Here is a 16,870-nt window from a genome sequence, read left to right as displayed (position 1 = left end):
CTCTCCCGCTTGCGGGGAGAGGGTCGGGGTGAGGGGACCCTCCGGGCACCGTGCTCGTGGAGAGTCCCCCTCACCCGGCTCGCAACTTGCGATGCGATCCGACCTCTCCCCGCAGGCGGGGCGAGGTGAGATGCGGTTGGAGGTGAGTATGCTAATTCGCACGTTTGGCAGAAGTAGCCAGCTATCAATCGTCGTCCAGTTGATTGCGGTCGTGACTGCATCTCTCCCAAGCAGTAGCCTTGCCGCATCCGACGCCGCACTGCTGCCGCGCAACCTCTCGCCCTGGGGCATGTTCGAAAGCGCCGACATCGTCGTGAAGGCGGTGATGGTTGGGCTCGCCTTCGCCTCGCTCGTCACCTGGACGGTCTGGCTCGCCAAGACCGTCGAGATCCGCCGCAAGACCGCGCTCGCCCGGCAGCGGATCGGCCTCCTTGAGCGCGACACCCAGCTTGCCGAGGTCGAGCAGGCGAGCCGCGACGGCAGCGATGCGGTAGCGCAGATCGTGCAATCGGCCTCGCGCGAGGCTGCGCTGTCCGGCGGGATGTTCGACGACGGCTTCAAGGAGCGCACCGCGCTGCGGCTGGAGCGGGTCGAGGCGGCGATGTCGCGGCAGATCGCGCGCGGCACCGGCGTATTGGCGACGATCGGCGCCACCGCGCCGTTCGTCGGCCTGTTCGGCACGGTATGGGGCATCATGAACGCCTTCATCGGCATCTCCGAGGCCCACACCACCAATCTCGCGGTGGTCGCGCCCGGCATCGCCGAGGCGCTGCTTGCGACCGCGCTCGGCCTGGTCGCCGCGATCCCGGCGGTCGTGATCTACAATCACCTGACCCGTTCGATCGCGTCCTACCGCGCATTGCTCGGCGACGCCTCCGCCATGGTGATGCTGCTGGTCAGCCGCGAGGGCGATCGCAGCCTGTTCCGGCTGGCACGCGCTGCGGAGTAGGCGATGGGCGCGAAGCTTGGCACTGGCGGCGCATTCGGCGGCCGGCGTCGTGGCGACGACGATCTGGTCGAGGCGCATGAGATCAACGTCACCCCGTTCATCGACGTGATGTTGGTGCTGCTGATCATCTTCATGGTGGCGGCGCCGCTCGCGACCGTCGATCTCGGCGTCGATCTGCCGGCCTCGACCGCCGAGCCGCAGCCGCGGCCGGACAAGCCGGTGTTCGTCACCGTGAAGTCCGATCTCTCCGTCGCGGTCGGCGAGGACGTGATCGCGCGCGAGACGCTGACGTCGACGCTCGATGGCGCCACACAAGGCAGGAAGGACGAGCGCATCTTCCTGCGCGCCGACAAGGCGGTCAGCTATGGCGATCTGATGGAGGTGATGAACCTGCTGCGCAACGCCGGCTATCTCAAGATTGCGCTGGTTGGCCTCGACGGGCGTAGCTGATCCATGAATGCGTACGCGCTTCATGATGCGGGCGACGAGATCTGGCTGCGGCGCTGGGGCCTGTCGGTGGCTGCGATCCTGGCGGCGCATGCGGCAGTGCTCGCGGTTGGCACGAGCTGGGTCCCGGCGCCGCCGCCCGGCGTTGCGGTGCCGGCGGTGCTGGTCGATCTGACGCCGATCACCTCGGCGCCGGAGATTTCGGAGACCGAGCTGCCGCCGGGGCCGGCGATGCAGGAGGCCGACGCGTCGCCGCCGGAGCCTGCCGCCGCGCAGCCAGTGCCGCAGGAGATCGCGCCGACGCCGATGCAGGAGAAGCCCGACGTCGTCGCGCCGCCGGAACAGAAGCAGCAGATCACGCCGCCGAAACCCGAGCCCGCGAAAGTCGTTCCGGAGACGAAGGTCGAACCGGTCAAGCCGAAAGTGGTTCGTCGGGAAGCAAAGCAGCCGTCCGAGGCAACCCCGGCACCGCGCACCATCGCACCAAGCCGCGCCGAACGGCAGGCGCCGGCTGCGTCCGCGATCAGTGCCGGCGCGGCCGCGTCAGCGATCGCCGCTTATAACGCCCGCGTCCGCGCGCATCTGTTGCGCTTCCATTCCTATCCCGCAGGCGGCAACGGCCAGCGCGGGGTGGTCCGCCTGGTGTTCACGCTCGGCCGCGGCGGGCAGGTGCTGTCGAGCCATCTCGGCGGCTCCTCCGGCAATCCGACCTTCGACGCGCGCGCGCTGGCGATGGTGCGCCAGGCCCAGCCGTTTCCGGCGTTTCCGTCCGAGATCACGCAAGGCTCGATGGGTTTTTCCGTGCCGGTCGCGTTTGTGCTGCGGTAGTGTCAGATTCTTGTTGATCCAGGCCGCGCTTCCTTCCCCGTCATCCTGAGGTGCGAGCGGAGCGAGCCTCGAAGGATGAATCGGCCACCGGCGGGGCCGTGCATCCTTCGAGGGTCGCCGAAAAAGCTCGCACCTCAGGATGACGGAGATAGAGCGAATTGCGCGTACCTGTGCCCAGTTACTCCTTCACCGCCCCCGTCAGCGACGACACGTAGTAGTCGACGAACAGCGAGTAGAACAGCGCGACCGGCAGCGAGCCGAGCAGCGAGCCGGCCATCAGCGCGCCCCACTGGTAGACGTCGCCGGTGACGAGCTCGGTCAGGATCGCGACCGGCACCGTCTTGTTGGCGCCGCTCTGGATGAAGGCGAGCGCGTAGATGAACTCGTTCCAGGACAGCGTGAAGGAGAAGATGCCGGCCGAGATCAGGCCGGGCACCGCGAGCGGCAGCGTGATCCGCCACAGGATCTGCAACCGCGTCGCACCGTCGACCAGCGCGCATTCCTCGAGCTCGTAGGGGATCGACTTGAAATAGCCGATCAACAGCCAGGTGCAGAACGGCACCAGGAAGGTCGGATAGACCAGGATCAGCGCCAGCGGCGAGTCGAACAGGCCGAACTGCACGATCACGGTGGCGAGCGGAATGAACAGGATCGACGGCGGCACCAGATAGGCGAGGTAGATGCCGAGGCCGACATAGGGACTGCCGCGGAAGCGCAGCCGCTCGATCGCGTAGGCGGCGAGCGTCGAGGCGAACAGCGACAGGAAGGTCGAGCCGATCGCGACCAGCATGGTGGTCTTCAGCCAGCGCGGATAGGCCGTGTCGAACAACAGATGCTTGATATGCGCGAGCGTCGGCGAGGTGATCCAGAACGGATTGTGCTCCTTGTAGTTCAGCAGCTCGGCGTTCGGTTTGAACGAGGTGACCGCCATCCAGTAGAACGGAAACAGCAGGATCAGGATGAAGCAGGCGAGCGGCAGATAGATCATCACCACGCGCCGGGCGCGGGAGTCCCACGCCATCGTATCGGGCGTGGCGCTGGCGACGTTGGAGGATTGGGCTGCAACGTCAGTCATTGGCTTCTCCCTGCTGCCATTTGCGGCGCGCGAGGCCGAAGTAGCTGAACAATGTTGCGAACACCAGGAACGGGATCATCGAGACGGCGATCGCGGCACCCTCGCCGAGTTCGCCGCCGGCGATGCCGCGCTGGAACGCCAGTGTCGCGAGCAGATGGGTCGAGTTGACCGGGCCGCCGCGGGTGATGGCGTAGACCAGCTGGAAGTCGGTGAAGGTGAAGATGATCGAGAACGTCATCACGATCGCCAGGATCGGCATCATCATCGGGAAGGTGATGTAGCGGAAGCGCTGCCAGGAGGTGGCGCCGTCGAGCATCGCCGCCTCGTAGAGCGAGGGCGAGATGGTCTGCAGCCCCGCCAGCAGCGAGATCGCGACGAACGGGATGCCGCGCCAGATATTGGCGGCGATCAGCGAGAACCGCGCCGGCCAGGGCGAGCCGAGGAAGTCGACATTGCTGTCGCGCCAGTGCAGCACGTCGACCAGGAGATAGGAGATGATCGAGAACTGCGGATCGTAGATCCACCAGAACGCCAGCGCGGAGAGCACCGTCGGCACGATCCACGGCAGCAGCACGATGGCGCGGATCAGGCTCTTGAACGGGAAATGGTTGTTGAGCAGCAGCGCCAGCCAGAAGCCGAGCGCGAACTTTCCGAAAGTTGCGATCGCGGTGTAGAAGATCGAATAGAACACCGCGTTCCACCACAACGGATCCTTGAGCAGATACTGGAAGTTCTCAAGTCCGATGTAGATGCCGCGCTGGCCGATCGTGGTGTCGGTGAAGGCAAGCCAGATGCCGAGGCCCAGCGGATAGGTGAGGAACACCAGCAGCAGGCCGATCGCGGGCGCAAGGCACATCACGATCAGGAACGGCTTGTAGTCGAACAGGCGCGCGAGCCAGCCCGGCTGGTGCAGCGCCGCGCTGCGTGAGGGGAGGGTGGTGACAGACATCAGGTTCTTGTCTCGGTCCGACTTCCAGGGGCATTCCGGGATGGTGCGTTAGCACCAGACCCGGAATCTCGAGATTCCGGATTCGACGCTACGCATCGCCCCGGAATGACAGCGGCTTGAGGTCGATCTTACCGGCCCTGCCGCCGGAAGTACCGCTTGGCGCGCTGTTCGGCTTCGGCGGCTGCGGCTTCGGGCGTTGCGGCATCGGTCGCGACCGAGGCGCACATCTGCACCAGCACATAGTCGGCGTTGACGGCGCCGGTCGCGGTCGAGATCGGCCCCTTGTAGCCGTTGTAGTAGGGGCTCCGCATCGTGTCCTTGAAGATCGCGACCTTGGGGTCGCTCGACCACACCGCGGCGTCGGCATAGGCCGCCAGCGGCTGCGACCAGTAGCCGGAGTTGGCGTTGAGCCACGGCTCGTACTGTTCGTGCTCGAGCATGAACTGCAAGAACGCCTTCGCGGCGTTGGGATACTTGCTGTGCTTGAACACCATTGCGTTCAAGGTCAGGCCGGACATCGGAGAGGTGGGAGCCAACCCCTTGATCAGGAACTGATGCGCGGTGTCGTCGGCGATCGCCTTGGTCGCGGGATCGTTCTTCAGCGAGAAATACAGCGAGACGCCGTTTGCGGTCAGGCCGATCTCCTGCGACGAGTAAGCGCGGTTGTTGGAGACGTCGTTCCAGGACGGGGTGCCGGCGATGAAGGTCGGATAGAGTTCCTTCAGATATTTCAGCGCCGCGATCGTCTCCTTGCTGTTGATGATGATGTTGCCTTCCTCATCGAGCAGCGCGGCGTTGTGCGACCACAACAGCCAGTTGGCGAAGCCGTTGCCGTCGCCGACCGCGTTGCCGAGTGCGAAGCCCGCGGGCTTGCCGGCCGCCTTCAGCTTCTTGCAGAGTTCGAGGAAGCCGGCGTGGTCCTCCGGCACCTTGTCGAAGCCGGCGGCGTTGACCAGCGACTTGCGGTAGACCAGCGGGCCGCCCGAGGCGCCGAACGGCAGGCCGACCCAGCTCTTCGACTTCGAGCGCATGCCGTATCGGCGCGCCAGCGTGAGCCATCCGCCATAGCGCTTGTCGAGATAGTCGGCGACATCGGTCAGCTCGATCAGCTTGTCGATATAGATGTGCGGCGCGTCGCCGAAGCCGATGATGATGTCGGGGCCGGCGCCGGAGTTCGAGGTCACGGCGGTCTGCTGGTTGATGTCCTCCCAGCCGACGAAGTCGACCTTGATGTCGACGCCGGTCTTGTCGGTGAATTTCTTGGCATTGGCGCGGAACACGTCCTCGTCGGCCTGGACGAAGCGCACCGGCCGCAGCATGCGTAAGGTGGCGTCCTTTTCGATCGGCAGCGACGGCGCCGCCACGTCGGCTGCCTTCACCTTCGACGCCTCCTGCGCCGAAGCGCCGGTAACCGCCAGCGCCGCCGCGGAAGCCCCCAGCACCAGCGCGTCGCGACGCGTGATCTCGTACTTCATGTCGTTCGCACTCCCGTTCTTATTGTTTCGTTGTTTTTTCCTTCCCGGCGTTTGGCCGCCGGTGAAGGTGTCTTGGTCTCGGCGCCTGCCGCGCAAAGGGCCCGCAAGAGACGGGCCCCGCACGAAAAACGCATTCCCGCCCTAGCTGTTCGGACCGCGATCCATGCTGACGGGCTGCCAGCGGCGCAACGCGGTGTTTTGCAGCACCGACGGGTTGACGCAGCTTACCGGCCACATGCCTTGCAGCACTAGTGACAATTCGTAGCCCACCCGGCGCTTGCGCGCCTCGTCAAAACGTGCCGACGCCGACGCGACATGGGCGGTCAAGGTAACATTGTCCATCCCGAGCATCGGATTGTTGTGCGACGGCGGCTCCTTTTCCAGCACGTCGAGCGCGGCGTGGGCGATCCAGCCCTCCTGCAGCGCCTTGATCAGCGATTCCTCGTCGACCGTGGCGCCGCGGCCGGTGTTGATGAAGATCGCCGACTTTTTCATCTGGCGAAAATGCTTCTCGGTCAGCATGTGGTGCACTTCGGGCCGCGCCGGGGCGTGCATCGAGACGAAATCCGACTGAGACAGCACCTCCGACAGCGTCGAGGGGATCACGCCGTGGTCGTACATCAGGGTTTCCTGGATGAAGGGATCGTAAGCCACCATCCTGAGGCCGAACGGCGCGGCGCGCTTGGCCACAGCGCGAGCGACCCGGCCGAACGAGATGAAGCCGAGCGTCTGGCCCATCAGCCGCGGAATCTTCAAAAGCGCCGGGCGGCCCTCGGCCCAGCGGCCGGTGCGCACCATCTTGTCCTGCTCGATCAGGCGGCGGAAGCCGGCGAGCAGCAGCATCATGGCGTGATCGGCGACCTCCTCGATGAAGGTGTCGGGGATGTTGGTGACAGGAATGCCGCGGGCGGTCGCGGCCTTGACGTCGACCGAGTCGACGCCGACGCTGCCGAGCGTGATCACCTTGCAGTTCTCGAGCGCGTCGATGACCGCCTTGGTGATCGGCATGCCCTTGGCGTAGATCGCGTCCGCGGTGCGTGCCGCCGCGATGAATTCGGCCTCGTTGGCCGGCGCCTCGACGATCTCGGCGCCGATCGGATCGAGCGCCTCGCGCTCATAATCGTAGCCGCCGCCGGCGACCGTGAAGCTCGCGCCCTTCGGCGTGACCACCCTGAATTTCGACATTGTCTGCTCCCGATGTGAGTCTGCTGTTCTTGCTTCTTGCTGGTTTGCTTCTTGATCTTGATTCTTCTTGCTTCTTGGAGCGCGGCTGGGTCGCCGCCTTCCCATGCTTGTACGCGAGCCGCGCTGTTCTCTCCACAATTGCCGGTTGGTCCGCGGCCTGATTCTCCGGGCTTCTACGGGGAACCTCCGTAACCATCAGGTAAAGGGTCTCACATTACGGTGCGCGGAATCAATCCGCCAATCGCGTCGCGTTCCCCGCCTCTTCTGGAGACCCCCGTGAAGCTGTCAAATCTGAAGATCACCCCCAAGCTCGGCATTCTGGTGGGGGTGACCCTCCTTGGCCTGTGCACGGCCGGCATCCTCGCCGGTCACCTGATGCAGCGGGAGATGATGAATGCGCGCATCGACCAGGCCAAGGCCATCGTCGAGATGGCGAAGAACATGGCGGCGGGCCTGAAGAAGGATGTCGACGCCGGCAAGCTGACCAAGGAAGCGGCACTGGCCGAGTTCGGCAAGCGCGCCAACACCCTGACCTACGACAACGGCGCCGGCTATCTGTTCGGCACCGACTACAGCGGCATCACGGTGCTGGCGCCCGATCCGAAGCAGGTCGGAACCAATCGCATGGACATCGTGACCAATGGTCGCAAGCTCTCGCAGGAACTGATGGACGGCGTGAAGGCCAAGGGCGAGATCCTGCTGTTCTATGATTATGTGAAGCCCGGCCAGGAGACGCCGATCCGCAAGCTCGGCTACGCCGTCGCGGTCCCCGGCTTCGATATGTATCTCGGCACCGGCGCCTATCTCGACGATATCGATGCCAAGATGCGGCCGATTGCCTGGCTGCTCGGCCTCGCGATCCTCGGCATCGGCATCGTTTCCGGCTCGGTCGCCTGGCTGATCGGCCGCAGCATCTCCCGTCCGCTCAACCTCCTCGGCGCTCGCATGCGCGACATCGCCGACGGCAAGCTCGACGGTGACATCCCCGGCGTCGGCCGCGGTGACGAGGTCGGCGGAATGGCGGCCACGGTTCAGGTCTTCAAGGACAACGCGGTTCGCATCCGCGGCCTGGAACAGGCCGAGGCCGAGACCAAAGCACGCGCGGAGGCCGAGCGCCGTGGTGCGATGGAGAATATCGCCAACGATTTCGAGCGCAGCGTGAACGGCATCGTCCGCACGGTGGCCTCCGCCGCCGCCGGCATGCAGACCACGGCGCAGTCGATGACCGCGACCGCAAGCGACGCCAGCGCGCGGGCCGCGACCGTCGGCGCTGCGTCCGACAGCGCCTCCAACAATGTCGGCACCGTCGCCGCTGCCGCCGAGGAGCTCTCCAGCTCGGTTGCGGAGATCTCCCGCCAGGTGGCGCGCTCCAGCGAGGTCGCGAGCCAGGCGGTGGCCGATGCCGAGCGCACCAACGCGACCGTGCAGGCGCTCTCCACCGGCGCCGAGAAGATCGGCGAGGTGGTCAAGCTGATTCACTCGATCGCAGCCCAAACCAACCTGCTCGCGCTCAACGCCACCATCGAGGCGGCACGCGCCGGCGAATCCGGCCGCGGTTTCGCGGTGGTCGCCTCCGAAGTGAAGGCGCTGGCCAACCAGACCGCGAAGGCGACCGAGGAGATCTCGGCGCAGGTCGCCGCGATGCAGGCGTCCACCGGCGAGGCGGTGACCTCGATCGGCGGCATCACAGCGACGATCGCGCAGATGAGCGAGATCACCGCCTCGATCTCGACCGCGATCGACCAGCAGGGCGATGCGACGCGCGAGATCGCGCGCAACATCCAGCAGGTCGCGGCCGGCTCGAGCGAGATCTCCGCCCATATCGGCGGCGTCACGTCAGCGGCCGCCGCCACCGGCACCGCGGCCGGCGACGTGCTGTCGAATGCCCGCGAGCTCGACACGCAATCGGGCATGCTGCGCAACGCGGTCGACGAGTTCCTGCAAAAGGTGCGCGCGGCGTAAGCGAGCCGCGTAGGGTGGGGTAGCGACGCTACGCCACCCTACGATTCCGCATCCCCCGTCATCCTGAGGAGCGCGCTCTTGCGCGCGTCTCGAAGGATGCACGGCCACCAGTGGGGCCGTCGATCCTTCGAGACGGCCGCGTTGCGGCCTCCTCAGGATGACGGAGTTGGCAGACTTCGTCGCGTCGCTTCGCTCGCAACGACCGGGGCCTACTGCTTCTCGATTCCGGCGTCGGCGATCAGCTTCTCCCACAGCACGAGCTGCTCCTTGAGGAATGCCTCAAACTCCTCGGGCGTGCCGGAGAATGCCTCCATGCCGCGCTCGGCGAGCTGGCTCTTGATGTCCGGCCGCTCGACGATCTTGCGGATCTCCGCATTCAGCCTGACCACGACGTCCTTCGGCATGTTGGCGGGGCCGAGATAGCCCTGCCAGGAGGTGATATCGAAGCCCTTCACGGTGTCGTCCATCGTCGGCAGGTCCGGCAGCAGTGCCGACTTCCGTTTGGTGGTGACGGCGAGCGGCTTCAGCACCTTGGCGTTGACGTGCGGCAGCCCGGTCGGCACGTCGATGAACATCATCGAGATGCGGCCGGCGATGACGTCGGTCAGTGCCGGCGGTGAGCTCTTGTAGGGCACATGCAGCAGGTCGATGCCGGCGAGGCGCGCGAAGGTCGCGCCGGAGACGCTCGCCGATGACGAGCCACTGGCGTAGCTGTACTTGCCCGGCTCCTTCTTGGCGAGCGCGATCAGCTCGGCGACCGAGTTCGCCGGGATGTCCGGATGGATCACCAGCATGAAGGGCAGGTCGCCGGTGCGCGCGATCGGCGTGAAATCCTTGATCGGATCGTAGTTCATGGTCTTGAGCAGATACGGATTGGCCGAGTGCGTCGTGTTCGTGGTGACGAACAGCGTGTAGCCGTCGGGGGCGGAGCGGGCGACATAGTTCGCCGCGATCGAGCCGTTGGCGCCGGCCCGGTTGTCGATCACCATGCCGACGCCGAGCGCAACGCCGAGCTCCTTGGAGATCAGCCGCGTCGTGGTGTCGGTGCCGCTGCCGGCGGCAAACGGCAGCACCAGCGTGATGTTGCGGGTGGGATAGGTCTGGGCAAGTGCCGCCCCGGATATCGCCGCAAGCGCGGCGGTGGCTGCGGCCGCCAGGCAGCAGTATCGTCTCAATCCCATGATCATGTCGTCGTCCCCCCGCGCAGGCCCTGAACAGGCCCATTGCGGCCGAAGCTAACCCGGCCGCCATGGCCGCGGAAGCCGTGCCGGGAGCAGCCTTTCGCCGCATGGCTACTCCCGGGCCTCGCAGGGGCGCGCTGCCAAAAATATCGAAAACAACCCCATGCAAAGGAGCCGGTGGCGGCCGGCGCTCGACCAGGCAGCTTGACACGTCGGGCAAATCAGTGTCATATTTCTAATATTCCGAAAGTCGGCCGTGAGTGCGTTACGATCCCGCCGGAAAGACCTGCGCGACGTGAAACGCCTTGGTGGTGATGAGCCACCGGCCGTCGATCCGATGAAACACCAGATGATCGATGAAGCCGGTTTGGCCGGCCCTGACGCGCACCTTGGCGATGGCCAGGTCGGACGCGGTCTGGTCGATGCTGATGATGGCCTCCTCGCGCGGCGATTTCATCGACGCCGGCGAGGGACGGCTGCGGATGAAGTCGCGGAATTCGGCGGCCGACCGCACCGTGTGCCTGCCGTCCCGGATGCCGTGCACGATGCAGGCATCGGAGAAGACGTCGCGGAACCGGCTATCGTCGACGTCGTACATCAGGTTGAAATATCCATCGATCGCGGATGCGATGGCCTGGATGTCGCTCATTGCAAAATCTCCTTGGCGGTTGATGTGGCGGTGACCGCACCGGATCGAACCGGTGATCTGCGCCGACAGTGGCCGATATGGCGGCGGAGTGCTACGACTGGGCGGTCATCTCTTGGATGACTGAAGGGCATCGGCATGGACGAAGTTGACGGTCGGCTGGTTGGCGGCCTGGTGGTCCTCGCGGCGCTGGCGGATGCGCGCAGTTTTGGCCGGGCCGCCGAACGGCTCGGCATGACGCAATCCGGGGTCAGCAAGGCGATCGCCAAGCTCGAGGCGCGCCTCGATGCCAGGTTGGTTCACCGCACGAGCCGCGCCGTCGAGCTCACCGAGGAAGGACGCGCGCTGTGCGAGCGGGTTGCTGCGCATCTGGCCGGGATCGGCGAAGCGGCGGCGGAGACCTCGAAATCGCGCGATGCGGTCCGCGGCAGGTTGCGGGTCAATGTCGACCCGCTGTTCTCCCGCATGGTGCTGTCGCCGAAGCTGAGCGAGTTCCTGCTGCAGAATCCAGGCATGGAGCTGCGTATCGAGACCCGCGACCGGATCGCGGATCTGGTCAGCGACGGTTTTGATCTGGCGGTGCGTTTCGGCGAGCCGGTGCCGTCGGCGCTGATTGCGCGCCGCGTGCTCGATGCGCGCGTGCTCACCGTGGCCTCGCCGATCTATCTCGAACGACACGGCCGGCCGCTTGATCCGCGCGAGCTGGCAAGCCGCGACCATCAGTGCATCCATGCAATCGATGCGGCGACCGGGCGTCCCTTCGATTGGGAGTTTCGGCGCGGCAACGAGGTCGTGCCGGTCGCGGTCAACGGGCGGCTCACCGTAACCGATTCAGGAACCAAGCTCGGCGCTTGCCTGGCCGGCTTCGGCATCGCGCAGGTGATCGATCTCGGCCTCGACGATCACCTGAGGAGCGGCGCGCTGATCGAGCTGTTTCCGGACTGGCCCGACGAGTGTTTTCCGCTCTACGTCTATTACGCCTCGCGTAACCACGTGCCGGCGAAGGTGAGGCGGTTTATCGACTTCATCACGGACACGCTGGCGGCAAAGCCATATTCGCCACGCAAATCCGCCGGCTTGCGCAAGGTCAGCTAGCCATCTCCTCGGCGTCTGCTAGAGCGGGATGGGTTTGGTTGGATTGGCTTGGCGCGCTCTCGGTTCACCTATCCCGTTGGGGAGAGGTCGGATTGCGCCTGGCGATGCGAAGCATCGTCCAGTGCAATCCGGGTGAGGGCTCTTGCTCTCTCGATAGATGGTGCTGTCCTAGCACGCAGCGCGGACCAGGACACCCCGACCGTTAAGCATCCGGACGATTTGTTTACCTTTGATTCACTCAAGTTAATTGACTGGCACACGCTTTGATTCGATCATTCCCGCACTGGGCAAGGCGGTTTCATTAAGGACAATTTTTTCAGGCCCAGAGGGGCTAGCCCGATTACCGACGCGGCGGCTCGGCAAGCAATGGAATGAGGAGCGGCCTCAGCATCACCTCCAAGGGTGCTGGGGCCGTTTCTTTTGCCGTTAGGCAGTTCGCTGACTTGCCTATGCGAATGCGGTGGCTCGGAACCGGGCGCAGACTGGGCGCCATGTTCAGGCTCAGTCACTACGATGGCGTCGAGTACACCTTTATGGCGTTGGCGGCGATATCGTTCGTAGCGCTCATCGTAGGCGTCGGCGTCCTGTTGTCGGCGTCCTGTTTATGTGATGAACCTGTCATCTCATGGATTGATCCAACCGCCTTGGCCTCAGCGTGTACCCCCTCGCCGGGGCCATTTCTTTGGATAGGAACGGCCGACGTGGATCCCGGTTACCGCAACGTCCATTGCTGACTACCTGCCCACAGCGCATGGACGAATCCACGGGAAATCGGCCCCAGCCAGTCGCCTCGCTGGGGCTGCTTCTTTGGAGCGCTCCCAAGAGCGCCCACCGTCGATTACGGTGAAGTTGCGCGTTACGCGCAAAGTGAAAGAGGCCATCAAACTGGGGCGGTCTCGATCTCAAACAAATAGAACGATGGCAACCAGAGCGATGGGGCTCAGCCCCAACGCTACAATGCTCGCCCTATAAAGTAGCTCACTAGTCATGATACAACCCCTGCGTGGGGTTGAAATCTAGCTCGGGATGACTGGCGACCGAAGTGCAGTTTGTGCCACTGCTAGGAAATTAATCGTGCGCTGGATGAGAATAGGCCGCCAGCTGAGGCGGTCTTACTTGCCGTATGCCCGCGACGGTCATTTGCACGCCGAACACCGCGCGGCTTGTTCGGCATCGGTTTGATGGCGGTCCACTCGTAGTCGCTGAGTTCGCCGCGCATGCTCCGAGGCTCCGGTTTTCGGAGCTTGAATCACGTCTCGGGCAGCGCCATCAACTGGCAACGCCCCGTGCCGTGTCGCTAATGCTCTGAATTGACTTCCGCTTTCGGCGGCACAGCGGACTGGGCCGGACTTGCTACTGGCTCGACCCGGTCGCGGATGACCCGCAACGGACTTTAGGAACGCCCCGGGCCGATAGGAACAATCCATTCCGCATGGCTTTTACGTGCGATGGACGATCTGCTCAAGCGCGCCGACCGCGCTATTGAGGATAGCTATCGCGTCAAGGAAGAAGCGATAGAGCACCTTATACGGGCCCAAAGGGTAGCCCGGGAGGTGAGAGCTACTATCGTTCGTGCCGAAAGCGCTAGGTCCCGCTATCGTCAGCTTGGGCTGGAAACGGCTGAGAGGCAGGGCGCGTTTCAGGAAAATCCTGCGGGTACCTCACCTTCCGATCAGCGGGACTGAAGCCCAATAGTCGTCGCGCGGATATTTGGTCCAGCAGGCGTTTATGCGCTGCAGAAACAGCCTCCGCCAGCTGTCTGGAACGCTGTATAGCGGCGTCGGCACGCGCGAACAGTGTCTCAAGGTCCTGTGCCATGCCAGATAACGCGGGGGGGGGGGGCGCCGTTCCGGCGAAGGCGCCTCAAGTGAACTGCCGCCCGCTTCGCTGTATTCAGTGCCCTAATTCCAGTAAAGTGCCCTTGTCGTCGGCGGCGGTTCCGCGTCCCCCCGACTGGGGCCGGTCGCGCTTCCGCCTACGACAGGGAGCGCCGGGATGGTGTTGCCAGGTTTCCGCTTTTTCCGTCTCTCGTCGCTCGACAGAGAGCACGACGCTCGTCACCTGGCGTCGGGACGCGCAGCCATTGCGCTGGGCCGCAAAGTGCTTTCGGAAAATCCTCGACCAAACATTCCAAAAACCAAGCAGCGCGAGATCAAAAAACCATTACCTCAGCAGCCTCACGGCTTTCGGATGCAAGCAGCTATCGATAGAAAAAGGAAGGCGCAGGAGCGGCGCTCTTTTGAGCGGCAACAGCTATCTATTGCCAATAAACACGTAGCAAAGGCTGAATGCGTGATCAGGGAGCAAGTGGCCTTGATCGAGAACCTACGATGCAGCGGCCAAGACACGAAGCTCGCGGAGGAAACGTTGCGGGTATTCGAGGCCAATCTACAGGTAATGCAAGAACACCGCGAGCTTATCGTTAGGGCCATCGAGGAGACCGAGGAAGGGCTTCAAGGCAACCTTGTTAGTTGGCCAGCTCCCGCATGGGGAAAACAGGGAGCCGATTCGGCCGAACCGTAACGTCCGGTGATCAAGCCAGCCCCTCGTCGATCTGCTCAATCGTTTTGACAATTATCGCTCGATGCTCACGCAGCGTCTTTAGATTGTGCTCAAAGCCCGTGAGCATCTCCTCCGCAACTTTGGTGTCGTGACCTTCCGCCCGCAAATTATCAAGTAAAAGTCGTTGCTTCGTGATGTGTTGCTCGGCGGTCGCGATATGCCTGTCGGACTGCGCAAGGTGTTCGACTTCGGCTTGTCGATCCATGTTTTAGCTCCACGACGCCCATCTTCAAACGCGTCCACGGAGATGTCGTTCCTTTGGGCGGTACGTCAAAATGTACCGAAGTTGCCTATTGGCCCATCGCGTCATTTAGCTGCGCTGCAGAATTTGGTCGCTATCGGTGCTATAGCAGACTTTGGCAAGCTGTCCGCCCGGCAGATTTATGGGTTCACGGCCTCGCGCTTCGCCGACGTCTTGGCCGATCCTTGCCGCGAGGCGATGATGACGCCGGCGAGCACCAGCGCGTAGCCGATCAGATGGAACGGCGCGAGCGTCTCGCCGAGCAGCAGGATCGCCATCGCCGAGCCGAACACCGGCACCAGATGGAAGAACGGCGCGGCGCGGTTCGGACCGATCAGCGCGACGCCGCGGTTGAAGAACAGATAGGCGAGCGTGGACGGGAAGATCAGCACATAGGCGAGCGTTGCGCCGGTCAGCAAGTCGAACTTCAGCGTCACGCCGTTGGCGAACTCCCAGGCCGCCACCGGCAGCAGCATCAGCGCACCGCAGCAGGTGGTGAACGAGATCAGCGAGAGCTGGTGGATTTTCGGCCGCCGCGGGATCAGCGCCGAATAGAGTCCGAACGACACCAGCGAGGCGCCGAACATGATGTCGCCACGGTTGAAGCTGATGCCGGCGAGCGCGGAGAAGTCGCCGCGCAGGATGATGGTCAGCACGCCGGCCAGCGAGATCGCGATGCCGGCCAGCTGCGCCGGCGTCAGCCGCACGCCGAACAGGATCAGTGACCACAGCGCCACGAACAGCGGCCCCGCCGACTGGATCAAGAGCGCGTTGAGCGCCTCGGTATACTGCATCGCCCAGTAGGAGATCGCGTTGTTGAAGGCGAAGCCGACCGCGGACAGCAGCAGCATCAGCGGCAGGGCGCCGCGCAGCTTCGGCCAGTCCAGCTTCAGATGCGGCCAGGCGAACGGCAACAGGATCAGGAAGACGCCGAACCAGCGGATCGTGGTCAGCGTGACCGGCGGCACATGGCTGCCGACATGCCGCGCCAGCACGATGTTGGCGGCCCAGAACAGCGATGTCAGGCTGAGCAGCAGATAGGGCTGGTTATTGAGCCAGCTGAGCGGCGAGCGGCGTGGGGTTGTGGCAGGTGCGGGCAAGGCGGTCATTATCGGGCGGATGTTGTGCCCGAATCCGGCGCCGCGACAAGACGAAAGAGCGGATTGGAGCCATGCGCGGGCGCTCAATCTGACGCGGAAGCCACACTGCCGCGGAATAACAGAACCCGTCATCCTGAGAGACCGTGAATGAATGCCTCTCGATGCCGCAACATACTCGATGTCGTCCCGGCGAAAGCCGGGACGACGAGCGGAGAGATTGCGCTGCATCCCTGCCTATTTCTGCGGCCCCGACAGCGAGATGTCGCGCTCGGCGCGAAACACGTTGCTGTAGAGATTGGCGATCCATTGCCGTCCGCTCGAGGTGATGTTGAGGTAGCGGATCGCCTTCTGCACATGCGGGGCGACGCTGTCCCAGTAGAACCGCGGATAGCGGTCGACGAGATCGGCCGGCGAATCGTAGCCGAGCTGGCGGTTCAGTCCGGCCTCCTCGAATTCGATGTACAGCGCGTTGGCCTTGCGGATGTAGTGGGGATCGCCGAGCTGGCCGATCAAATCGGCGGCCCGCAGCAGGGTGGCCTCTTCACCGAAATCCTCGTCGTCATCAGGGGCGCTCAGCGGAAAGCGGGTGCCTTCGATGGCACGCACAATGCGCTCCTTGTCGAGCAGGGTGACGCCCTTGAGCCGCTCTATCACGAAGATCTTGGAGCGGTCGACGTGGTAGGACATCAGCGCCGCATCCGACGACCCGCGCGGCAGGATGATCTTGCGGCCGTCGGCCTCGACCAGATAGCCGTCCTGGCCGTCGGCCTCGAACAGCCCGCGCACATAGCCGATGTCATGGGTGAGGCAGGCGATGATGACATGGGCATAGTCTTCGGCGCTCATATGCGAGTGCAGCGCGCGGCCGCGCAGGATGTCGTGGCCGGCCAGCGTCACCAGCATGGTGTGCTCGACATTGTGATAGAGCGCGTCGCTGTTGCCGATGCATTCGAGCGCGATCCGGGCGATCGAGGGCACCATTTCCACCAGCTGGGTCTGCGAAGAGCCGAACCGGCGCTGCATGTATTCGCCGAGGAACTTGCCGAGCGCGTCGGCCGCTAGTTCTGGAAGGGTCATCACGGCCTTGACCTCCGAGAGCTGACCTGAGCTTACGGCGCGGCGGTATTTCAGGCTAGTCCCGCGATGTGACATAATCGTTGCGGCCGGACCGATGT

15 protein-coding genes are annotated in these 16,870 nt (G+C 64.2%); 6 read left to right on the top strand and 9 right to left on the bottom strand.

The window, feature by feature from the left end; all coding sequences use genetic code 11:
• Positions 1 to 211 precede the first annotated feature (211 nt).
• The 3 genes from exbB to ACVMDN_RS31650 are packed head-to-tail and all read left to right on the top strand — an operon-like array spanning position 212 to position 2,224.
• Positions 212 to 949: a tonB-system energizer ExbB gene (exbB, locus tag ACVMDN_RS31660; protein ID WP_371852156.1), complete on the top strand. Its 738-nt coding sequence runs from the start codon at positions 212 to 214 to the stop codon at positions 947 to 949.
• 3 nt (positions 950 to 952) lie between these two features.
• On the top strand, positions 953 to 1,399 hold the full coding sequence (gene exbD, locus ACVMDN_RS31655) for a TonB system transport protein ExbD (RefSeq protein WP_076829938.1): 447 nt from the start codon (positions 953 to 955) through the stop codon (positions 1,397 to 1,399).
• A 3-nt stretch (positions 1,400 to 1,402) separates the two neighbouring features.
• The gene (locus ACVMDN_RS31650; RefSeq protein WP_076829939.1) at positions 1,403 to 2,224 is read left to right on the top strand and encodes a TonB family protein; all 822 of its coding nucleotides are present in this window, start codon (positions 1,403 to 1,405) and stop codon (positions 2,222 to 2,224) included.
• 178 nt (positions 2,225 to 2,402) lie between these two features.
• Here ACVMDN_RS31650 and ACVMDN_RS31645 read toward each other — a convergent pair whose 3' ends face one another.
• The 4 genes from ACVMDN_RS31645 to ACVMDN_RS31630 all read right to left on the bottom strand — a co-directional run bounded on the left by ACVMDN_RS31645 (position 2,403) and on the right by ACVMDN_RS31630 (position 6,908).
• Positions 2,403 to 3,245 (bottom strand): carbohydrate ABC transporter permease, encoded by an 843-nt coding sequence (locus tag ACVMDN_RS31645; protein ID WP_016840579.1) that lies wholly within the window; start codon positions 3,243 to 3,245, stop codon positions 2,403 to 2,405.
• A gap of 46 nt (positions 3,246 to 3,291) precedes the next feature.
• A complete protein-coding gene (locus ACVMDN_RS31640) occupies positions 3,292 to 4,248 on the bottom strand; it encodes a carbohydrate ABC transporter permease (RefSeq protein ID WP_076829942.1) in 957 nt (318 codons plus the stop codon).
• A gap of 128 nt (positions 4,249 to 4,376) precedes the next feature.
• Complete coding sequence (locus ACVMDN_RS31635) at positions 4,377 to 5,723, bottom strand: ABC transporter substrate-binding protein (protein WP_016840581.1); 1,347 nt, start codon at positions 5,721 to 5,723, stop codon at positions 4,377 to 4,379.
• 141 nt (positions 5,724 to 5,864) lie between these two features.
• Positions 5,865 to 6,908 (bottom strand): C-terminal binding protein, encoded by a 1,044-nt coding sequence (locus tag ACVMDN_RS31630; protein WP_028340530.1) that lies wholly within the window; start codon positions 6,906 to 6,908, stop codon positions 5,865 to 5,867.
• Between the two features lie 276 nt (positions 6,909 to 7,184).
• Here ACVMDN_RS31630 and ACVMDN_RS31625 point away from each other — a divergent pair, with 276 nt between their 5' ends.
• Complete coding sequence (locus tag ACVMDN_RS31625) at positions 7,185 to 8,870, top strand: methyl-accepting chemotaxis protein (RefSeq protein ID WP_057015598.1); 1,686 nt, start codon at positions 7,185 to 7,187, stop codon at positions 8,868 to 8,870.
• A gap of 209 nt (positions 8,871 to 9,079) precedes the next feature.
• On the opposite strand, the gene ACVMDN_RS31620 is transcribed toward ACVMDN_RS31625, so the two are convergent.
• On the bottom strand, positions 9,080 to 10,051 hold the full coding sequence (locus ACVMDN_RS31620; protein ID WP_229160502.1) for a Bug family tripartite tricarboxylate transporter substrate binding protein: 972 nt from the start codon (positions 10,049 to 10,051) through the stop codon (positions 9,080 to 9,082).
• 265 nt (positions 10,052 to 10,316) lie between these two features.
• The gene (locus ACVMDN_RS31615) at positions 10,317 to 10,700 is read right to left on the bottom strand and encodes a nuclear transport factor 2 family protein (RefSeq protein WP_076829947.1); all 384 of its coding nucleotides are present in this window, start codon (positions 10,698 to 10,700) and stop codon (positions 10,317 to 10,319) included.
• Between the two features lie 135 nt (positions 10,701 to 10,835).
• Between ACVMDN_RS31615 and ACVMDN_RS31610 the strand changes: the two genes are divergently transcribed.
• Together ACVMDN_RS31610 and ACVMDN_RS31605 are read left to right on the top strand one after the other, a co-directional pair.
• Positions 10,836 to 11,792, top strand: coding sequence for a LysR family transcriptional regulator (locus ACVMDN_RS31610; protein ID WP_076829948.1), 957 nt, complete (start codon positions 10,836 to 10,838; stop codon positions 11,790 to 11,792).
• 1,995 nt (positions 11,793 to 13,787) lie between these two features.
• Positions 13,788 to 14,315: a hypothetical protein gene (locus tag ACVMDN_RS31605; protein WP_141342808.1), complete on the top strand. Its 528-nt coding sequence runs from the start codon at positions 13,788 to 13,790 to the stop codon at positions 14,313 to 14,315.
• 10 nt (positions 14,316 to 14,325) lie between these two features.
• On the opposite strand, the gene ACVMDN_RS31600 is transcribed toward ACVMDN_RS31605, so the two are convergent.
• The 3 genes from ACVMDN_RS31600 to ACVMDN_RS31590 form a co-directional block, all read right to left on the bottom strand.
• Complete coding sequence (locus ACVMDN_RS31600; RefSeq protein WP_057015605.1) at positions 14,326 to 14,559, bottom strand: hypothetical protein; 234 nt, start codon at positions 14,557 to 14,559, stop codon at positions 14,326 to 14,328.
• Positions 14,560 to 14,735: 176 nt separating this feature from the next.
• On the bottom strand, positions 14,736 to 15,704 hold the full coding sequence (locus tag ACVMDN_RS31595; RefSeq protein WP_076829957.1) for a DMT family transporter: 969 nt from the start codon (positions 15,702 to 15,704) through the stop codon (positions 14,736 to 14,738).
• A 225-nt stretch (positions 15,705 to 15,929) separates the two neighbouring features.
• The gene (locus ACVMDN_RS31590) at positions 15,930 to 16,775 is read right to left on the bottom strand and encodes a metal-dependent phosphohydrolase (RefSeq protein ID WP_076830093.1); all 846 of its coding nucleotides are present in this window, start codon (positions 16,773 to 16,775) and stop codon (positions 15,930 to 15,932) included.
• Positions 16,776 to 16,870 lie beyond the last annotated feature (95 nt).

The organism is Bradyrhizobium sp. USDA 4510 (assembly GCF_054059095.1).
This window is presented reverse-complemented; position numbering and strand designations above follow the sequence as displayed.